Here is an 18,786-nt window from a genome sequence, read left to right on the forward strand (position 1 = left end):
CCGCCGATACGCTACGAAACGTAGCCCCCGGTCACCGCGCCGAGGCCGCCCGTAGCGGCTTCCCCGCCGGCCGGTTCCCCCCGTCCCCGTCCAGCCGTCCGCCACGTGATCCAGGGAGCCGCACGCCGATGTCCAAGCCGGAAGAGTCCCCTACCTCCGAGCCCGGGGCCGCCGTGGGCGGTCCGGCGATCGACGTCCGCACCACGGCGGGGAAGATCGCCGATCTGCGGCGGCGTGTCGACGAGGCGACCCACGCCGGTTCGGCGCGGGCGGTCGGGAAGCAGCACGCGAAGGGCAAGCTGACGGCCCGTGAGCGGATCGGTCTGCTGCTGGACGAGGACTCGTTCGTGGAGCTGGACGAGTTCGCGCGGCACCGTTCGACCGCCTTCGGGCTGGCGGACAACCGCCCCTACGGCGACGGGGTGGTGACCGGGTACGGCACGGTCGACGGGCGTCCGGTGGCGGTGTTCTCGCAGGACTTCACGGTCTTCGGCGGCGCGCTCGGCGAGGTCTACGGCCAGAAGATCGTCAAGGTGATGGACTTCGCGCTGCGCACGGGCTGTCCGGTGATCGGGATCAACGACTCCGGCGGCGCCCGTATCCAGGAGGGCGTGATGGCCCTCGGGATGTACGGGGAGATCTTCCGCCGCAACACCCACGCGTCCGGGGTGATCCCGCAGATCTCGCTGGTCGTCGGCCCGTGCGCGGGCGGCGCGGTGTACTCGCCCGCGATCACCGACTTCACGGTGATGGTCGACGAGACGTCGCACATGTTCATCACCGGCCCCGATGTCATCAAGACGGTGACCGGTGAGGACGTCGGCTTCGAGGAGCTGGGCGGGGCGCGCACCCACAACACGACGTCCGGTGTCGCGCATCACATGGCGGGTGACGAGAAGGACGCCGTCGAGTACGTCAAGTCGCTGCTGTCGTACCTGCCGTCGAACAATCTCAGCGAGCCGCCCGCGTTCACCGAGGAGGCGGAGCTGGAGCTCACGGACGAGGACCGTGAGCTGGACACCCTGATCCCGGACAGCGCCAACCAGCCGTACGACATGCACACGATCGTCGAGCATGTGCTGGACGACGGTGAGTTCCTGGAGACGCAGGCGATGTTCGCGCCGAACATCCTCACCGGCTTCGGCCGGGTCGAGGGGCGTCCGGTGGGGATCGTCGCGAACCAGCCGATGCGGTTCGCGGGCTGTCTGGACATCGACGCCTCCGAGAAGGCGGCCCGCTTCGTCCGTACCTGCGACGCGTTCAATGTCCCCGTCCTCACCTTCGTGGACGTCCCCGGGTTCCTGCCGGGTGTCGGCCAGGAGCACGAGGGCATCATCCGCCGGGGCGCCAAACTGATCTACGCGTACGCGGAGGCGACCGTCCCGCTGATCACCGTGATCACCCGCAAGGCGTTCGGCGGCGCGTACGACGTGATGGGCTCCAAGCATCTGGGCGCGGACCTCAACCTGGCCTGGCCGACGGCGCAGATCGCCGTGATGGGCGCACAGGGCGCCGTCAACATCCTGCACCGCAGGACCATCGCCGGGGTGCCCGAGGACGAGCGCGAGGAGCTCCGCGCCCGTCTCGTCCAGGAGTACGAGGACACCCTGCTGAACCCGTACACGGCCGCCGAGCGCGGCTATGTCGACGCGGTGGTCGTCCCCTCGGAGACCCGCCGCCATGTCGTGCGGGGGCTGCGCCAGCTCCGTACCAAGCGGGAGAACCTGCCGCCCAAGAAGCACGGGAACATCCCGCTGTAGGGACCTGTTCCCCGTACCCCCGTCCCGGCCGTCGCTGAGGAGTCGCCGCCATGATCAAGGTAGTGAGGGGCAACCCCACCCCGGAGGAGCTGGCCGCCGCCCTGGCGGTGGTCCGGGTGCGGGCCGCCGCCGCGCTCGCGGCCCGGGACGGGTCGTCCGGGCGGCTCCCGGACGCCTGGTCCCATCCGTCCCGGGTGGCCCGCCACCGCACGCCCACGCCGGGCCCGTCGTCCTGGACCCGCACGTACTGGCCGTCGTAGCCGGGACGCCCCGCACGTACCGGCCGTAGCGGCCCGGCCGTCGCAGCCGTGGGGCGGGTGCCGGGGCAAGTTAGGTACCCGTACTCAGGCGCCGCGCGGCGGTCCGTTCCACCATCGAAGACATGCTGTGGTCCGACCCCGAGAACAAGCCGCCCGAGGAACTGCGCGACATGCAGGGCATGCTGCGCAGAGCGGGCATCGTGCTGGCCCTCGCCATGATCCTGGCGATGGTCACCCTGGGTCTGCGCTGACCCGTCCCAGCCGGGCCCGTCCGCTGCCGGGCGCCCCGTCCGGCTGCCCTACGCTCTGTCCATGAGCGAAGCACGTCACCTCGTCCTGGCCTCCCAGTCCCCCGCCCGGCTCGGGCTCCTGCGTCAGGCGGGCCTCGACCCCGAGGTCATCGTCAGCGGGGTCGACGAGGACGCCGTGAGCGCCCCGACCCCCGCCGAACTGGCCCTCGCGCTCGCGGTGGCCAAGGCGTCGGTGGTCGCCGCCCGGCCGGAGGTCGTCCGCGCCGGGTCGCTGGTCGTCGGCTGCGACTCGGTCCTCGACCTCGACGGCGAGGCGCTCGGCAAGCCCGCCGACGCCGAGGAGGCCACCGCCCGCTGGAAGTCCATGCGGGGCCGCGCGGGCACCCTCCAGACCGGGCACTGCGTGTACGACGCCCGCACCGGACGACATGTCTCCGCGACCGCGTCGACCGTGGTGCGCTTCGGGGAGCCCACGGACGCCGAGATCGCCGCGTACGTCGCCTCCGGCGAGCCCCTGCACGTCGCGGGCGCCTTCACCCTGGACGGCCGCTCGGCCCCGTTCGTGGACGGCATCGACGGCGACCACGGCAACGTCATCGGGATCTCGCTGCCGCTGCTGCGCCGGCTGCTCGCGGAGCTCGGCGTGGGCATCACCGACCTGTGGACGCCGCGTCCTTGACCTGCCGCGCCGCCCCACCCGCGCCTACTCACGGGTAGGGCGGCCGGAGGCGGCCCGCGCGACGCAAAGAACCGTTGGGCCATTCGTAGGGATTCCACAAAGAAACCCGATCTCCGGCAGCGCTCTCTCATAGAGACCTTGGCCACACGGCGGGGCTAGGGTTCTCCACAGGATTCCTGCGCACCGGGTATGACGAGGGATTTCACCGCGCACGGGACCTGTTCTCACGCTCTGTGTGGGCAAGCTCACCAGGGGGAACAGGTCGTAAGGCCGTGTCGGCAGTCCCTAAACTCGGCGTGTTCCGGGGAAGTCTTTCGAAGTGAGCGGCACGGGGACCCGTGGACCGCGTCGGCCCGTGGGCCGCGGGCCGGAGTCCGGGGTTCGGCCCCCCGGTCGAAAACTGCAAGGAGGGAGCCATCGTGCGGAAGGTGCTCATCGCCAATCGCGGCGAGATCGCGGTTCGGGTGGCACGGGCGTGCCGGGACGCGGGGATCGCGAGTGTGGCGGTCTACGCGGAGCCGGACCGTGACGCGTTGCATGTCCGGGTGGCGGATGAGGCGTTCGCGCTGGGTGGGGACACCCCCGCCGCCAGCTATCTCGACATCACCAAGGTACTCAAGGCGGCGGCGGACTCGGGCGCGGACGCCGTGCACCCGGGCTACGGCTTCCTGTCGGAGAACGCGGAGTTCGCCCAGGCCGTGACCGACGCGGGCCTGACCTGGATCGGTCCGCCGCCCCAGGCCATCCGCGACCTCGGCGACAAGGTCGCCGCCCGGCACATCGCCCAGCGCGCGGGCGCGCCGCTGGTCGCCGGGACGCCGGACCCGGTGTCCGGCGCGGACGAGGTCGTGGCCTTCGCGAAGGAGCACGGACTGCCCATCGCGATCAAGGCCGCGTTCGGCGGTGGCGGGCGCGGGCTGAAGGTGGCCCGCACCCTGGAGGAGGTCCCCGAGCTGTACGACTCGGCGGTCCGTGAGGCCGTCGCCGCGTTCGGCCGCGGCGAGTGCTTCGTCGAGCGCTATCTCGACAAGCCCCGGCATGTCGAGACCCAGTGCCTCGCCGACACCCACGGCAATGTCGTGGTCGTGTCCACCCGTGACTGCTCGCTCCAGCGGCGCCACCAGAAGCTGGTCGAGGAGGCCCCCGCGCCGTTCCTCTCCGACGAGCAGAACGCCCAGCTCTACGCGTCGTCCAAGGCGATCCTCAAGGAGGCCGGGTACGTCGGCGCGGGGACCGTCGAGTTCCTGGTCGGCGCCGACGGCACGATCTCCTTCCTGGAGGTCAACACCCGGCTCCAGGTCGAGCACCCCGTGACCGAGGAGGTCACCGGGATCGACCTCGTGCGCGAGATGTTCCGTATCGCCGACGGTGAGGCCCTCGGCTACGACGACCCGCCGGTGCGCGGCCACTCCTTCGAGTTCCGGATCAACGGCGAGGACCCGGGACGCGGCTTCCTGCCCGCGCCGGGCACCGTCACCGTGTTCGCCCCGCCGTCCGGGCCCGGTGTCCGGCTCGACGCGGGTGTCGAGTCCGGCAGCGTCATCGGTCCCGCGTGGGACTCGCTGCTCGCCAAGCTGATCGTGACCGGTGCGACGCGGGAGCAGGCCCTTCAGCGGGCCGCGCGGGCACTGGACGAGTTCCGGGTCGAGGGGATGGCCACGGCGATCCCCTTCCACCGCAAGGTCGTCGCCGACCCCGCGTTCACGTCCTCGCCGTTCCGGATCTTCACCCGGTGGATCGAGACCGAGTTCGTCAACGACATCCCCGCGTTCTCCGCTGTCGCGGACGCGGAGGCGGAGGACGAGACCGGCCGCGAGACGGTGGTCGTCGAGGTCGGCGGCAAGCGGCTGGAGGTGTCGCTGCCGTCCTCGCTCGGGATGTCGCTCGCGCGCACCGGTCTCGCGGCGGGCGCGCGGCCCAAGCGGCGGGCCGTGAAGAAGTCCGGGCCGGCCGCCTCGGGTGACGCGCTGGCCTCGCCGATGCAGGGCACGATCGTGAAGGTCGCCGTCGAGGAGGGCCAGGTCGTCGCGGAAGGGGACCTCGTGGTCGTGCTGGAGGCGATGAAGATGGAGCAGCCGCTCAACGCGCATCGTTCCGGGACGGTCAAGGGGTTGGGGGCGGAGGTCGGTGCCTCCGTCACCTCCGGCGCGGTGATCTGCGAGATCAAGGACTGACCCCCTCCGGGGGTGCGGGATTTCGTCTGCGGGGGGCGTTTTTGGTTGCGCCCCCCGCGGGTCGCCTTCGCTTGCGCTTCCTAGGTCTGTCCGGCTGGCCGTACTTCGTTCCTGTGCCGTCGTTCGTCGTTTTCGCGCAGTTCCCCGCGCCCCTTTGGGGCGCAACCGGCTTGTTCTTCGGGTCGGTGCCGGTCGGGATTCTCCGTCCTCGCTCCAACGCGCTCGGTACGACGTTTCCTTACCCGGCTGAAGAGCATCGGAGTCTGCGAGCAGAGATTCCCGCCCACCCCCTCCCGTAGCGGGGCGAGTCCGCGAGGAGGATGGTTCAACCCCGCCCCGGGCTGATGCCGGCCCGCAGGCAGACGGCAGCCCCAGGAGGGCGCCCCCAAAGGGGCGCGGGGAACTGCGCAAAAGACGAGAACCGGCCCGCACCCGAACAGCGACCGCAAGAAGGCAGCACCTCAGGGGCGCGGGGAACTGCGCAAAAGACGAGGGCGGACCCGCACCCGAGGAACGACCGCAATGGGGCAGCATCAGGGGCGCGGGGAACTGCGCACCCACGAACGGCCCGCACAGGAACAAGTACGCCGAGCCGGACAGACCTCAGAAGCGCAAGCGAAGGCGACCTGCGGGGGAACTGCGCACCCACGAACGGCCCGCACGGGAACAAGTACGTCCCGCCGGACGGACCTCGGAAGCGCGAACGAAGGTGACATGCTGGGGGGACCCTGGTAGACGTGAGGACGGAGGAACCGGGATGAGCGCCAGCACCTCGCAGCCCCCGGCCCGCCCCCGGCCGATGAGGTCGGACGCCCGCCGCAACCGCGAACGCCTGCTCGCGGCAGCCCGCGAGGTCTTCGCGGACCACGGCACGGACGCGTCCCTGGAGGACGTGGCCCGCCGCGCGGGCGTCGGGATCGGCACGCTGTACCGCCACTTCCCCACCCGCCACGCGGTGATGTGCGCGGTCTTCGAGGACGCCGTGAGCGACCTCCTGTCCCGCTCCCGCGCCCTCCTCGACGCCCCGCAGTCCTGCACCGCCCTGGTCGACTGGCTCCGCGCGATCATCACCCACGCGAGCGAGTACCGGGGTCTGTCGCACGCGCTCATGTCGGCGTGCCACGACGACAGTTCCGCACTGGCGCGGTGCAGCACCCCGATGCGCGAGGCGGGCACCGCCCTGCTGACCCGCGCCCAGCGCTCGGGCGCGGTCCGCGCCGATGTGTCCGTCTCGGACCTGATGCAGCTCACGAACGCGATCGCGCTGGCCGCCGAGGAGACCCCCGACGACCCCGGGCTGGCGGACCGGCTGCTGAACCTGACGCTCCGCGGCATCCGCGCGTAGCGCCGCGGCGGCTCAGCGGCGCCGCATGTCCGCGACCCGCGCCGCCGCGCTCCGCTCCCCCGCCGTGCTCTCCCCGAGCATCGAAGCGGCGGCACTGCGCAGTTGCGGGCCCCGGCGCGGCCCCGGCAGGGGCATGTCCCGGCGCTGCTGGCGCCCCGTCGGGACCGGGTCGGGGCCCACTGTGCCGCTCTGGCCACCGGCGACCGTGATCTGTACGCCCTGATCGGCGAGGGCCTGGAGTTCGGTGGCGGCGCGGTCGTCGTGGAGTGGCGGATCGTCGGTGACGAGCCGGGTGATCACATCGGTCGGCACCGTCTGGAACATCGTGTCGGTGCCGAGCTTGGTGTGGTCGGCGAGGACGACGACCTCGGCCGCGGCCTGCACCAGCGCCCGGTCGACACTGGCCGACAGCATGTTGGAGGTGGACAGCCCGCGTTCGGCGGTCAGGCCGCTGCCGGAGAGGAAGGCACGGGACACCCGCAGCCCCTGGAGGGACTGTTCGGCGCCGCTGCCCACGAGGGCGTAGTTGGAACCCCGCAGGGTGCCGCCGGTCATGACGACCTCGACACGGTTGGCGTGGGCCAGCGCCTGGGCCACGAGGAGGGAGTTGGTGACCACGGTGAGGCCGGGGACCCGTGCGAGACGGCGGGCGAGTTCCTGGGTGGTGGTACCGGCCCCCACCACGATGGCCTCGCCTTCTTCGACGAGTCCCGCCGCGAGATCGGCGATGGCCGTCTTCTCGGCGGTCGCGAGATGAGACTTCTGCGGAAAGCCGGATTCTCGCGTGAACCCGCCCGGCAATACCGCACCGCCGTGCCGGCGGTCGAGGAGTCCTTCTGCCTCCAGCGCCCGCACGTCCCGCCGTACGGTCACTTCGGAGGTCTGGACGACGCGGGCGAGCTCACGGAGCGACACGGCTCCGTTGGCACGCACCATTTCGAGGATCAACTGACGACGTTCTGCAGCGAACACGAAACTGACAGTAACCCCAACGACCGACTGCTTTCAGCAGTTTCCGCCGAATAGCAGAAGTTGTTCGCACCGGACCGCACCGAGTGGTATAGCCCCCCGAAGGGGGCACGGGAGGGTCGTACCGTACCGGGTCCGGGGCGCCGCGGCTACGCCTCGTCCGCGGCCTTCCGCGTCTGCAACTGCCGTGCCACCTCCGCGATGGACCCGGACAGCGACGGGTACACGGTGAACGCGTTGGCGATCTGCTCGACCGTGAGGTTGTTGTCGACCGCGAGCGAGATGGGGTGGATCAGCTCGGAGGCCCGCGGCGCGACCACGACGCCCCCGACCACGATGCCCGTGCCCGGACGGCAGAAGATCTTCACGAAGCCGTCCCGGATGCCCTGCATCTTCGCGCGGGCGTTGCGCAGCAGCGGCAGCTTGACGACGCGGGCGTCGATCTTGCCGGAGTCGACATCGGCCTGGCTGTAGCCGACGGTCGCGATCTCCGGGTCGGTGAACACGTTCGACGACACGGTCTTCAGGTTGAGCGGGGCGACCGCGTCACCGAGGAAGTGGTACATCGCGATGCGTCCCTGCATCGCCGCGACGGACGCCAGCGCGAAGACGCCGGTCACGTCACCGGCGGCGTACACCCCGGGGGCCGTCGTACGGGAGACCCTGTCGGTCCAGATGTGGCCGGAGTCGCGGACGCGGACGCCCGCCTCCTCCAGGCCCATCCCGCTGGAGTTCGGGATCGCGCCGACCGCCATCAGGCAGTGCGTACCGCTGATGACCCGGCCGTCGGACAGGACGACCTCCACCCGGTCCCCCACCCGCTTCGCGGACTCCGCGCGGCAGCGGGACATGACGTTCATGCCGCGGCGCCGGAACACGTCCTCCAGGACGGCCGCGGCGTCCGGGTCCTCACCGGGCAGCACCCGGTCCCGGCTGGAGACGAGGGTGACCCGGGAACCGAGGGCCTGGTAGGCGCCCGCGAACTCGGCTCCGGTGACACCGGAGCCGACGACGATGAGTTCCTCGGGGAGCTCGGTGAGGTCGTAGACCTGGGTCCAGTTGAGGATGCGCTCGCCGTCGGGCAGCGCGTCGCCCAGCTCACGCGGGTGGCCGCCGGTGGCGATCAGCACGGCGTCGGCGGTCAGCCGCTCCTCCGTGCCGTCGGCCGCCCGGACCACCACGGTCCTGCTGCCGTCCGCCGCCTGCTGCCCCTCCAGGCTGCCCCGGCCGCGCACCACGCGGGCGCCCGAGCGGGTGACGGAGGCGGTGATGTCGTGCGACTGGGCGAGCGCCAGCCGTTTCACCCGCCGGTTGACCTTCCCGAGGTCCACACCGACGACGCGGGCGGGCGCGTCGATGTGGGGGGTGTCGTCGGCGACGATGATCCCCAGTTCCTCGTACGACGAGTCGAAGGTGGTCATCACCTCGGCCGTCGCGATCAACGTCTTCGACGGCACGCAGTCGGTGAGTACCGACGCTCCGCCCAGACCGTCGCAGTCCACGACGGTCACCTCCGCGCCTAGCTGGGCGGCCACCAACGCCGCCTCGTAGCCGCCGGGCCCTCCACCGATGATCACGATCCGAGTCACGTACCCCATTGTCCCGCACGCTTCAAGCCGCGCGCCTCCGGGGTGGCCACCGCGTGTCCCGGGGCATGACCTCCCTCTTCAGAGGGGTACTTCCGGTACGGGAGGGGCACACGGCGCCGCTGCCGTACCCTCGACTCCATGTCGCTCTACGCCGCGTACGCCGGCAATCTCGACGCGCGGCTCATGTCACGCCGCGCTCCGCACTCGCCGCTGCGTGCCACCGGCTGGCTGAACGGCTGGCGGCTGACCTTCGGTGGGGAGCACATGGGCTGGGAGGGTGCGCTCTCGACGATCGTCGAGGCGCCCAGGTCACAGGTGTTCGTGGCCCTCTATGACATCGCGCCCATGGACGAGGACTCCATGGACCGGTGGGAGGGGGTCGGGCTGGACATCTACCGCCGGATGCGGGTGCGGGTCCATACGCTGGACGCGGAGGAGCCCGCCTGGGTGTACGTGCTCAACGGGTACGAGGGCGGGCTGCCGTCCGCGCGGTACCTCGGGGAGCTGGCCGACGCGGCCGAGTCCGCGGGGGCGCCCCACGACTACGTCATGGAGCTGCGCAAACGCCCCTGCTGACCGCCTTCGCTTGCGCTTCCCAGGTCTGTCCGGCCTTGCGCACTTGTTTCTGTGCGGTCGCTCGGTGGTTTCGCGGTTCCCCGCGGGTCGCCTTCGCTTGCGCTTCCCAGGTCCGTCCGGGGTGGGCGCACTCGTTCCTGTGCCGTCGCTCGGTGGCTTCGCGCAGTTCCCCGCGCCCCTGGGTGCTGCCCCTGTCCGTCGTTCTTCGGGTGCGGCCCGGTCCTCGTCCTGCGCAGTTCCCCGCGCCCCTTTGGGGCGCATCCGGTCGGTTCTTCGGGTCGGTGCCGGTCGGGATTCTCCGTCCTCGCTCCAACGCGCTCGGTCGGACGTTCCTGTGGTCGGACTGAAGAGCATCGGAGTCTGCGGGCAGAGATTCCCGCCCACCCCCTCCCGCAGCAGCGCGAGTCCGCGAGGAGGATGGTTCAACCCCGCCCCGGGCTGACGCCAGCGCGCAGCCTGACCCCACCCGCAGCCTGAGAACAGCCCCAGGTGGGCGCCCCCAAAGGGGCGCGGGGAACTGCGCAAAGACGAGGGCAGGCCCGCACCCGAAGAGCGACCGCCAGAGGGCAGCACCCAGGGGCGCGAGGAACTGCGCACCCACGAACGACCTGTGCGGGAACAGGTACGCCCAGGTGGGGAACCCTAGGGGCGCGGGGAACTGCGCGAAGACGAGGACCGGCCCGCACCCGAAGAGCGACCGCCAGAGGGCAGCATCCAGGGGCGCGGGGAACTGCGCACCCACGAACGACCTGTGCGGGAACAAGTACGCCCAGCCGGACAGACCTCAGAAGCGCGAGCCACCGAACGACCTGTGCGGGGACAAGTACGTCCAGCACAGGAAACCTCGGAAGCGCGAGCGAAGGCGACCCGCTGGTCCGGGATCTGAGACCCAGGGAAACGACCAGGCAACGATCCTCGTAACCGTTCCCTCTCTATCTACGCGCGTAGGCGAATTAGGGCTACGCTCATCCGCGTGAACGAATCTCTTCTTCCGGACGACATCCAGGGCGACCCCCACGCCGCGGCCGACGCCGCCGCGTCCCGCCTCCGTGAGCTGACGGGCGCCGGGACCCACGACGTCGCCCTCGTGATGGGCTCCGGCTGGGCCCCCGCCGCCCGCGCGCTCGGCGAGCCCGAGCACGAGTTCTCCGTGACGGAACTGCCCGGCTTCCCGCCGCCCGCCGTCGAGGGCCACGGCGGCACCGTCCGCTCGTACCGGATCGGCGACAAGCGGGCGCTGGTGTTCCTGGGCCGTACGCACTACTACGAGGGCCGGGGCGTCGCACCCGTCGCGCACGGCGTGCGCACGGCCGTCGCGGCCGGCTGCAAGACCATCGTCCTGACGAACGGCTGCGGCGGTCTGCGCGACGGCATGCGCCCCGGTCAGCCGGTCCTCATCAGCGACCACCTGAACCTCACCGCGACCTCGCCGATCGTGGGCGCGAACTTCGTGGACCTCACCGATCTGTACTCGCCCCGGCTGCGCGCCCTGTGCAAGGAGATCGACCCCACCCTTGAGGAGGGCGTCTACGCGCAGTTCCCCGGCCCGCACTACGAGACGCCCGCCGAGATCCGGATGGCCCGGACGATCGGCGCCGACCTGGTCGGGATGTCCACCGTGCTGGAGGCCATCGCCGCCCGTGAGGCGGGCGCCGAGGTGCTCGGGATCTCGCTGGTCACCAATCTCGCCGCCGGCATGACCGGGGAACCCCTCAACCACGAGGAGGTCCTCCAGGCGGGCCGCGACTCCGCCACGCACATGGGCGACCTGCTCACCCAGGTGCTGGGCCGCATCTGACGGCACCCGCGCGCCCGTGGCGGGTCCACACCCCGGCCACGGGCGGCCGTACGCGTCCGCGTTCCCGGTGGGCGCGCCCCGTCACCGGGTAGAGCGAGGGAAGACCGCGCCCACCCGGACACCACCCGAGAGGCAGAACCGTGCAGGACGACGAGCTGATCACCCGCGCCCGTGCCTGGCTGGCCGAGGACCCCGACCCCGGGACCAGGGACGAGCTGGCCCGCCTGCTGGAGCGGCTGCACCCGGGCACCGCCGACAAGGAGGCCGCCGCCGAGCTGGCCGACCGGTTCGCGGGCACCCTCCAGTTCGGCACCGCCGGGCTCCGCGGTGAGCTGGGCGCGGGCCCGATGCGGATGAACCGCGTGGTGGTCGTACGGGCCGCCGCGGGACTCGCCGCGTACCTCAAGGACGAGGGCCACACGGGTGGCCTGGTGGTGATCGGTTACGACGCCCGGCACATGTCGGCCCGGTTCGCACAGGACACGGCGGCCGTGCTGACCGGCGCGGGCCTGCGGGCCGCGCTGCTGCCGCGCCCGCTGCCCACCCCCGTCCTCGCGTTCGCGATCCGCCATCTGGGCGCGGTCGCGGGCGTCGAGGTCACCGCGAGCCACAACCCGCCCCGGGACAACGGCTACAAGGTGTACCTGGGTGACGGCTCGCAGATCGTGCCCCCGGCCGACAGCGGGATCGCCGAGCGGATCGCCGCGGTCGGCGCGCTGGCGGACGTACCCCGTCCGGACGGCGGCTGGGACACCCTCGGCGAGGAGGTCACCGAGGCGTATCTGGCGCGGACCGACGCCGTCCTCTCGACGGGCTCCCCGCGCACCGCGCGCACCGTCTACACAGCGATGCACGGGGTCGGCAAGGACGTGCTGCTCGCCGCGTTCGCCCGCGCGGGCTTCCCCGCCCCGGTGCTGGTGACCGAGCAGGCCGAGCCGGACCCCGACTTCCCGACGGTCGCGTTCCCGAACCCGGAGGAGCCCGGGGCGATGGACCTCGCGTTCGCGACGGCCCGCGCCGCCCGCCCCGACCTGATCGTCGCCAACGACCCCGACGCCGACCGCTGCGCGGTGGTCGTACCGGTCGTGGACGCCGTCGACCCGGACGGCGGGTGGCGGATGCTGCGCGGGGACGAGGTCGGCGCCCTGCTCGCCGCGCATCTGGTCCGCCGGGGCGTCAGCGGCACGTTCGCGGAGTCGATCGTGTCGTCGTCGCTGCTGGGCCGGATCGCCGCGAAGGCCGGGCTCGGGTACGAGGAGACCCTGACCGGTTTCAAGTGGATCGCCCGGGTGGACGGTCTGCGGTACGGCTACGAGGAGGCGCTGGGTTACTGCGTCGACCCGGAGGGCGTCCGCGACAAGGACGGCATCACGGCCGCGCTGCTGATCACCGAGCTGGCGTCGGAGCTGAAGGAGGAGGGCCGTACCCTCCTGGACCTGCTGGACGACCTCGCGGTCGAGCACGGGCTGCACGCCACCGACCAGCTCTCGGTACGGGTGGAGGACCTGTCGGTGATCGCCGACGCCATGCGCGCGCTGCGTGAGCGCCCGCCCGCCGCGCTCGCGGGCCGTCCCGTGACCCGGGCCGAGGACCTGACCCTGGGGAGCGGTGAGCTGCCCCCCACGGACGGTCTGCGGTACTTCCTGGACGGCGCCCGGGTCATCGTCCGCCCGAGCGGCACCGAGCCCAAGCTGAAGTGCTATCTGGAGGCCGTCGTGCCCGTCGGGGCCCGCGAGGAGCTGCCCCGGGCCCGTACCGAGGCCCTGGACCTGCTGGCGGCCCTGAAGCGGGATCTGGCCGCCGCCGCGGGCATCTGACGTCCCGGCCGTTCCCGGAGGGCGTGCGTCCTTCCGGGAACGGTCAGCTCTCCCGGACGGCCGCCCTGAGCTGCCGGACACCCAGCGGCGCGCTCCAGGTGTCGTGGCCCCCGGCGGACAGCGCCCGCAGCCGGGCCGGCGACAGATCGAGCCACTCGGTGTCGACTCCCGCGTCCCGGGCCGTCGCCACCATGTTCAGCATCCCGGCGGTCTGCACGTCGAGGCCCTGGGTGAGCCGCGGCGGGGTGCCGTCGGCGGCCTCGGCGTCGATCTCCGCCGCGAAGGCCGGCATCAGCGCCCCCATGCTGCCCAGCCAGGGCACGAGCAGTTCCGTCACCCCGGCCGCGCTGCCGCCGGGACGGGAGGTCGCCATGGCGACGGCCAGGTTGAAGCCGTGGAACATCAGGTCCATCGCGCTCAGCAGGGCGATGTCGTGGAGCGACGCGAGCCCGGTGTCCTCGCCGAGCCAGTGCGCGGTGCCGAGCACCTCCAGGTCCGTCCGCCAGCGGGCGAACGCCTCCTGGGGCCCGCTGTACAGCACGAACGCCCCGGGTGAGGCGATGGTCCCCGGGACGGCCATGATCCCTCCGTCCAGACAGGTGATGCCCGCCCCGGCGGCCCACCCGGCCAGTTCGGCGGCCTGGGCGGGCGAGCCGTTCGTCAGATCGACGACCGTCCGGCCGCGCAGCTCCCGCGCGAGGGGTTCCAGCACCTCGCGGACCGCGGCGGGGTCGAGCAGACAGACCACCACGAGCCGGGCGTCCCGTACGGCTTCCCCGGCGTCGGCGGCCCGTTCCGCTCCCCGCTCGACCAGGGCGTCGACGCGGGACGCTGTCCGGTTCCACACCACGGTCCGCCGCCCGGCGTCCAGGAACGCTCCCGCCAGCGCCCGCCCCATGTCGCCCAGCCCGAGCACACTCACATCACCGCGCACCGCGGCCCCGCCTCTTCCCTCACCCCGGCAACGGGCCCGGCCGGACCCGCCCTTCCACCCTGGAGGCGGCCGGACCCGCGGACAAGAAGGCACATGAGAGTGCCGAACTCACCAAAAGGTGCGCACCAAATGGTTCGGGGTCGGCCGAGAAGGAACTCCTGACGGCTTTCGGACGTCATCGGGTGCATGGAGGCGGACGAGCAGAACGGGCAGAACACCGGTATCAAGACACGGCCCGGCCAGGCCGGGGAGGAGCCCGGCCCACCGGCGGACGGACCCTCGGGGGCGCTCGCCGGATGCCTGGTCGCGATCCTGGCGGGCGCGGTCGGGCTCACGGTGTGGCTGCACGGGGCGCGGCCCGGGATACGCGGCGGCTTCGAGGGCGAGCGGGACCTGAGCCTCGTCTACGGCGAGCTGCCCCTGATGCTGTTCGGCGTGCCCGCCCTGACGCTGACCGTCTGGTCGGTGAGCCGCGCCGCGCTGCGCGACCGGCTGGCCCCGTTCCCCCGGGCGGCCGTCCTCGTCGCGGTGGTCGGCGCGACCCTGGCCCTGCTGGGCTGGCTGTGCCTGCTCTGGCTGGAGTCCCGCGTGTCCTTCTTCGTCCATCCCTCCTGGTGAGCCGGCCCGCCCGCACCCCTGGCCCCGGCGGCCCGTCCCTGTTCCTCGACGGCTGAGGGCGGCTGGGGGCGGCCGGGAAGGGGCGTCGGGCGAGGGCTCCGGGGACCCGTTCCGGCCAGGTGGGGCAGAATCGTTCGTATGACGAGTTCCGATCGCCGCACGCCGTCCCCGCCCCCTTCGGGGAACCCGGAGGAGCCCGTGTACCAGGACCGGGTCTTCCGGTCCTCCGCCGCGATCGCGGGCGGTGTACTGCTGCTCGCGCTGGGCGGCTGGCTCGGGGTGGACGCGCTGGTCCGCGGTGAGGGCACCGCGCCATGGCTGGCGCTCGCCACGCTGCTGTTCCTGGTGCCGCTCGTCGTGGCGTACACGCTCCGTCCGGCCGTCTTCGTCAACGAGGACCGCCTGCGGATCCGCAACCCGTTCCGGACGATCACCCTGCCCTGGAGCTGTGTGGGCAATCTCCGCGCGGGCTACTCCAACGAGGTCTTCGACGACACCGGGGTGAAGTACCAACTCTGGGCGGTGCCGGTGTCGCTGCGGGCCCGCAAGAAGGCGGCCCGTCAGCAGAGCCGGGCCGCCGTGGACGATCTGTCCGGCCGCACCACCCTGACGGCGGCATCCGTCCGCTCGCCCTCCGACCAGACCGTGGAGGACCTGCGGGAGCTCGCGGAGCGCCGCGGCGGCGCGGAGTCCGCGCAGGGCCGCCCGCAGATCCGCTGGGCGTACGAGATCCTCGGCCCGTCGGCCGCGGGCGCGGTGCTGCTCGCGGTGGTCCTCGCGCTCACCTGAGTTCTCTGGCGGGGCCCGGCGGGGCCCCGTCCGGTCCGGGCCGCCGGGACAGCGCGCGGATCAGCGGGCGCAGCGCCGGGCCGGGCACCCCGGGCGGTACGGCCAGCGAGGTGGGCGCCCCGGGGGCGGCCAGCGGGCGGACGGCGACCCCGGTCAGGGTCGGCAGGGTCCCGGTGACGTCGTAGAAGACGGTCCAGGACGGCGGGTCGGCGGCGATCGCGCCCAGGGTGTCCTGGAGGTCGGTGAACGGCGGTCCGGGCACCGGTTCGGCCCCGGTGGCGCGTACGAGGTCCGTGACCAGGTCGTGGAACGGCGGGTTCCGTGCCCGTGGGGCGAGCCGCAGCGGGAGTCCCGCCAGCTGCTCCGGGCGTGGTTCGGGGCAGTCCGCCAGGGGGTGCGCGGCGGGAAGTGCCACGTACAGCGGTTCGGTCCACAGGGGCAGGAGTTCCAGTCCGGGCGCGGCGGGCATGGCCCGGACGAGCGCGGCGTCCAGCTCACCGGCGCGGACGGCCGCCAGCCGCTCGGTGACGGGCATCCTCGATGTGCGGACCCGCAGCCCGGGGGCCTGGGCCGCGAGCTCGTCGAGCAGCCGGTACACCCGGTCCCCCGGGCCCCTGATCACCCCCAGCCGCAGCAGCCCGCCGGTGCCGGAGGCGATGTCGGCGGCCACCCGGCGGACGCGGTCGGCGGCGGCGAGTGCCGTGCGCGCCTCCGGGAGCAGCCGTTCCCCGGCCCCGGTCAGCCGCACCCGGCGTGCGGAACGGTCGAACAGGGTGACGCCCAGTGCGCGTTCCAGTCGCCGTATCTGCTGGCTGACCGCCGACTGGACGATGCCGAGGTGTTCGGCGGCCCGCCCGAAGCCGCCGGTCTCGGCGACCGCCACGAAGTACTGGAGCTGCCGCAGTTCCATGGTCCCGCCCCGTCCGCCCTCGCATCACGATCGGTGATCCCCACGATCGGCAACCGCTGCTGGTTCAGGTTCTGTTCCCGGGGTCGAATGGTCACGCGGGCAGGCACCCGGCAGGACCGCCGGGGCCGCCCGGACGGACAGGAGCCGAGCCGATGGACCGAGACCTCTCCCCGACCGGGACGGGCGCCCCGCGCGCGCTGGTCGTACGCGCCGAGGACGCCGAGCGGGTGCCGCTGCCGTCCGGCGGGGGCTTCGGCCTGCTGGTCGACGGCGGGTCGACGGGCGGTGCGCTGGGCGCCAACCGGCTCGACCTCGCCGAGGGCGCGGACGGCGGTCTGCCGCATCTGCACACCCGGTCGACCGAGCTGTTCCACGTCCTCACCGGCACGGTCGAGTTCCTGCTGGACGGGACGCTGACCCCGGTGGCGGCGGGCGGAACGGTGGTCGTCCCGCCGGGGCTGCCGCACGCCTTCGGCGCGGCGCCCGGGTCCGCCGCGCGGCTGTTCGTGGTGCTGACCCCGGGGCTCGACCGGTTCGGCTACTTCCGCGCGCTGGGCCGGGTCCAGCACGGGCTGGAGCCGTTCACGAGCCTGCTGCCCGAACAGGACCGTTACGACGTGCATTTCCTCGACCCGGAGCCTTGGCGGGCCGCCCGGAACCGGTCCTGACGGGACGGGTTCCGGGGCCGGGAGGTCACTTCCACTCCGGGAACATCACCTAAAGTGATGAACCAACCGCACAAAGTCGCCTTCGTGCGCATATGCGGGCTACCCCCGGGCAGAACTCCCCGGACACCCCGTCCCGGGGAGGAGTGACATGCTCACCGAAGGACTGGCCCGGCTCCGCGGGCGGCTCCGGCGCCTCGTCGGCAGACCGCGGCCCCCTATCGACACCACCGCCGGCACACCCGTGTTCACGGCCGACTTCACCTCCACCTCGCAGTGGGTGGCGGGCCGCACCTGGGCGTATCCCGGGGGCGGTCCGACGAACCTCGGCGACAACAAGCTGGACCATCTGGTCGCGGACCCCGGCTACAGCCGTTCCGGGGTCTTCCGCGCGACGCGCCGCCCGGACGGCAAGTGGGACGCGGGGCTGCTGACCACCGAGGGCAGCGACGAGGGCTTCATGGTGCGCGCGGGGGACACCCTGGAGGCCCGGGTGCGGCTGCCGGAGGAGATGGGCGCCTGGCCCGCGATCTGGACCTGGCTCGACGGGGACCAGGAGATCGACGCGTTCGAGTACCACCCCGACAACCCGGACCTGCTGGAGCTGTCCAACCGGGTCCGCGGCGGTCAGTCCTACTACCGGGACCCGGCGATCGCCCCCGGCGGATGGCTCGACCTGAAGGTCGAGTTCGGGGTGCGTTCGGTGGTGTGGTGGGTGAACGGCACGCGGGTGTACGCGGACCGGCGCGGGGTGGGACGCAGATGGCAGGCGTACCTCATCGTCAACCTCTCCGTCTGCGCGGGCCGCTACCACCCGCGCCCCGACCCGTCCGTCTCGGAGATGTCCTTCGAGGTGGCCCGCCTCCTCATCCACCGACCTTGAGCCCCGCTACACGGGTCGCCTTCGCTTGCGCGTCTGAGGTCTGTCCGGGTGGGCGCACTCCGTTCCGGTGCCGTCGCTCGGTGGGTTCGCGCAGTTCCCCGCGGGTCGCCTTCGCTTGCGCGTCTGAGGTCTGTCCGGCTGGACGCACTCCGTTCCGGTGCCGTCGCTCGGTGGGTGCGCAGTTCCCCGCGCCCCTTTGGGGCGCGTTCTGCTTGTTCTTCGGGTCGGTGCCGGTCGGGATTCTCCGTCCTCGATCCGACACGCTCGGTACGACGTACGTGTGGTCCTACTGAAGAGCATCGGAGTCTGCGAGCAGAGATTCCCGCCCACCCCCTCCCGTAGCCATGCGCCTGCGGGAGGAAGGGGGTTTGAACCCCGGCCGGGCTGACGCCAGCCCGCTGTCTGACCCCACCCGCAGACTCAGAGCAGCCCCAGGTGGGCGCCCCAAAGCGGCGCGGGGAACTGCGCAAAAACGAGGGCAGACCCGCCCCCGAAGAGCGACCGCAAGAGGGCAGCACCTCAGGGGCGCGGGGAACTGCGCAAAGACGAGGACCGGCCCGCACCCGAAGAACAAACCCGAAGGGGCAGCATCCAGGGGCGCGGGGAACTGCGCACCCACCGAGCGACGGCACAGGAACGAAGTGCGCCACGCCGGACAGACCTCGGAAGCGCAAGCGAAGGCGACCTGCGGGGAACTGCGCACCCACGAACGGCCCGCACAGGGACAAGTACGCCCAGCACAGGAAACCCAGGGGCGCGGGGAACTGCG

The 18,786-nt window shown here is 72.4% G+C and carries 17 protein-coding genes; 13 read left to right on the forward strand and 4 right to left on the reverse strand.

Going from position 1 to position 18,786, the window contains the following annotated elements:
- Positions 1–128 precede the first annotated feature (128 nt).
- The 6 genes from OG711_RS14955 to OG711_RS14980 all read left to right on the forward strand — a co-directional run bounded on the left by OG711_RS14955 (position 129) and on the right by OG711_RS14980 (position 6,469).
- The gene (locus OG711_RS14955; RefSeq protein ID WP_329559471.1) at positions 129–1,760 is read left to right on the forward strand and encodes an acyl-CoA carboxylase subunit beta; all 1,632 of its coding nucleotides are present in this window, start codon (positions 129–131) and stop codon (positions 1,758–1,760) included.
- A gap of 50 nt (positions 1,761–1,810) precedes the next feature.
- A complete protein-coding gene (locus OG711_RS14960) occupies positions 1,811–2,020 on the forward strand; it encodes an acyl-CoA carboxylase epsilon subunit (protein ID WP_073784183.1) in 210 nt (69 codons plus the stop codon).
- A gap of 122 nt (positions 2,021–2,142) precedes the next feature.
- Complete coding sequence (gene mmpB, locus OG711_RS14965; RefSeq protein ID WP_099279435.1) at positions 2,143–2,271, forward strand: morphogenic membrane protein MmpB; 129 nt, start codon at positions 2,143–2,145, stop codon at positions 2,269–2,271.
- Between the two features lie 61 nt (positions 2,272–2,332).
- Positions 2,333–2,950, forward strand: a complete 618-nt coding sequence (locus tag OG711_RS14970) for a Maf family protein (protein ID WP_073784181.1) — start codon at positions 2,333–2,335, stop codon at positions 2,948–2,950.
- Between the two features lie 419 nt (positions 2,951–3,369).
- On the forward strand, positions 3,370–5,124 hold the full coding sequence (locus OG711_RS14975; protein WP_073785494.1) for an acetyl/propionyl/methylcrotonyl-CoA carboxylase subunit alpha: 1,755 nt from the start codon (positions 3,370–3,372) through the stop codon (positions 5,122–5,124).
- Positions 5,125–5,881: 757 nt separating this feature from the next.
- Positions 5,882–6,469: a TetR/AcrR family transcriptional regulator gene (locus OG711_RS14980; protein WP_329559472.1), complete on the forward strand. Its 588-nt coding sequence runs from the start codon at positions 5,882–5,884 to the stop codon at positions 6,467–6,469.
- 12 nt (positions 6,470–6,481) lie between these two features.
- Here OG711_RS14980 and OG711_RS14985 read toward each other — a convergent pair whose 3' ends face one another.
- Together OG711_RS14985 and OG711_RS14990 are read right to left on the reverse strand one after the other, a co-directional pair.
- Positions 6,482–7,441: a DeoR/GlpR family DNA-binding transcription regulator gene (locus OG711_RS14985; protein ID WP_329559473.1), complete on the reverse strand. Its 960-nt coding sequence runs from the start codon at positions 7,439–7,441 to the stop codon at positions 6,482–6,484.
- A gap of 146 nt (positions 7,442–7,587) precedes the next feature.
- On the reverse strand, positions 7,588–9,036 hold the full coding sequence (locus OG711_RS14990; RefSeq protein WP_073784175.1) for an NAD(P)H-quinone dehydrogenase: 1,449 nt from the start codon (positions 9,034–9,036) through the stop codon (positions 7,588–7,590).
- Between the two features lie 129 nt (positions 9,037–9,165).
- On the opposite strand from OG711_RS14990, the gene OG711_RS14995 reads away from it, so the two are divergent.
- From OG711_RS14995 to OG711_RS15005, 3 genes are all read left to right on the forward strand, one after another.
- Complete coding sequence (locus OG711_RS14995) at positions 9,166–9,603, forward strand: gamma-glutamylcyclotransferase (protein WP_073784173.1); 438 nt, start codon at positions 9,166–9,168, stop codon at positions 9,601–9,603.
- Positions 9,604–10,576: 973 nt separating this feature from the next.
- Complete coding sequence (locus OG711_RS15000) at positions 10,577–11,401, forward strand: purine-nucleoside phosphorylase (RefSeq protein ID WP_266508602.1); 825 nt, start codon at positions 10,577–10,579, stop codon at positions 11,399–11,401.
- Positions 11,402–11,541: 140 nt separating this feature from the next.
- Positions 11,542–13,218 carry a phospho-sugar mutase gene (locus tag OG711_RS15005; RefSeq protein ID WP_329559475.1) on the forward strand — a complete coding sequence of 559 codons (1,677 nt, stop codon included), beginning with the start codon at positions 11,542–11,544 and terminating at the stop codon, positions 13,216–13,218.
- A gap of 43 nt (positions 13,219–13,261) precedes the next feature.
- Here OG711_RS15005 and OG711_RS15010 read toward each other — a convergent pair whose 3' ends face one another.
- Positions 13,262–14,152: an NAD(P)-dependent oxidoreductase gene (locus OG711_RS15010; protein ID WP_329559476.1), complete on the reverse strand. Its 891-nt coding sequence runs from the start codon at positions 14,150–14,152 to the stop codon at positions 13,262–13,264.
- Between the two features lie 186 nt (positions 14,153–14,338).
- Here OG711_RS15010 and OG711_RS15015 point away from each other — a divergent pair, with 186 nt between their 5' ends.
- Positions 14,339–14,770, forward strand: a complete 432-nt coding sequence (locus OG711_RS15015) for a hypothetical protein (protein WP_266508608.1) — start codon at positions 14,339–14,341, stop codon at positions 14,768–14,770.
- A gap of 138 nt (positions 14,771–14,908) precedes the next feature.
- A complete protein-coding gene (locus OG711_RS15020) occupies positions 14,909–15,559 on the forward strand; it encodes a PH domain-containing protein (protein WP_329559477.1) in 651 nt (216 codons plus the stop codon).
- On the opposite strand, the gene OG711_RS15025 is transcribed toward OG711_RS15020, so the two are convergent.
- The gene (locus OG711_RS15025) at positions 15,552–16,469 is read right to left on the reverse strand and encodes a LysR family transcriptional regulator (RefSeq protein ID WP_329559478.1); all 918 of its coding nucleotides are present in this window, start codon (positions 16,467–16,469) and stop codon (positions 15,552–15,554) included. The genes OG711_RS15020 and OG711_RS15025 overlap by 8 nt on opposite strands.
- A 152-nt stretch (positions 16,470–16,621) precedes the next feature.
- Here OG711_RS15025 and OG711_RS15030 point away from each other — a divergent pair, with 152 nt between their 5' ends.
- Positions 16,622–17,137, forward strand: coding sequence for a cupin domain-containing protein (locus OG711_RS15030; RefSeq protein WP_266508613.1), 516 nt, complete (start codon positions 16,622–16,624; stop codon positions 17,135–17,137).
- A gap of 148 nt (positions 17,138–17,285) precedes the next feature.
- A complete protein-coding gene (locus OG711_RS15035) occupies positions 17,286–18,017 on the forward strand; it encodes a beta-glucanase (RefSeq protein WP_329559479.1) in 732 nt (243 codons plus the stop codon).
- Positions 18,018–18,786: the final 769 nt, after the last annotated feature.

Origin of the sequence: Streptomyces uncialis (assembly GCF_036250755.1) — a bacterium.
Classification (GTDB): Bacteria; Actinomycetota; Actinomycetes; order Streptomycetales; family Streptomycetaceae; genus Streptomyces; species Streptomyces uncialis.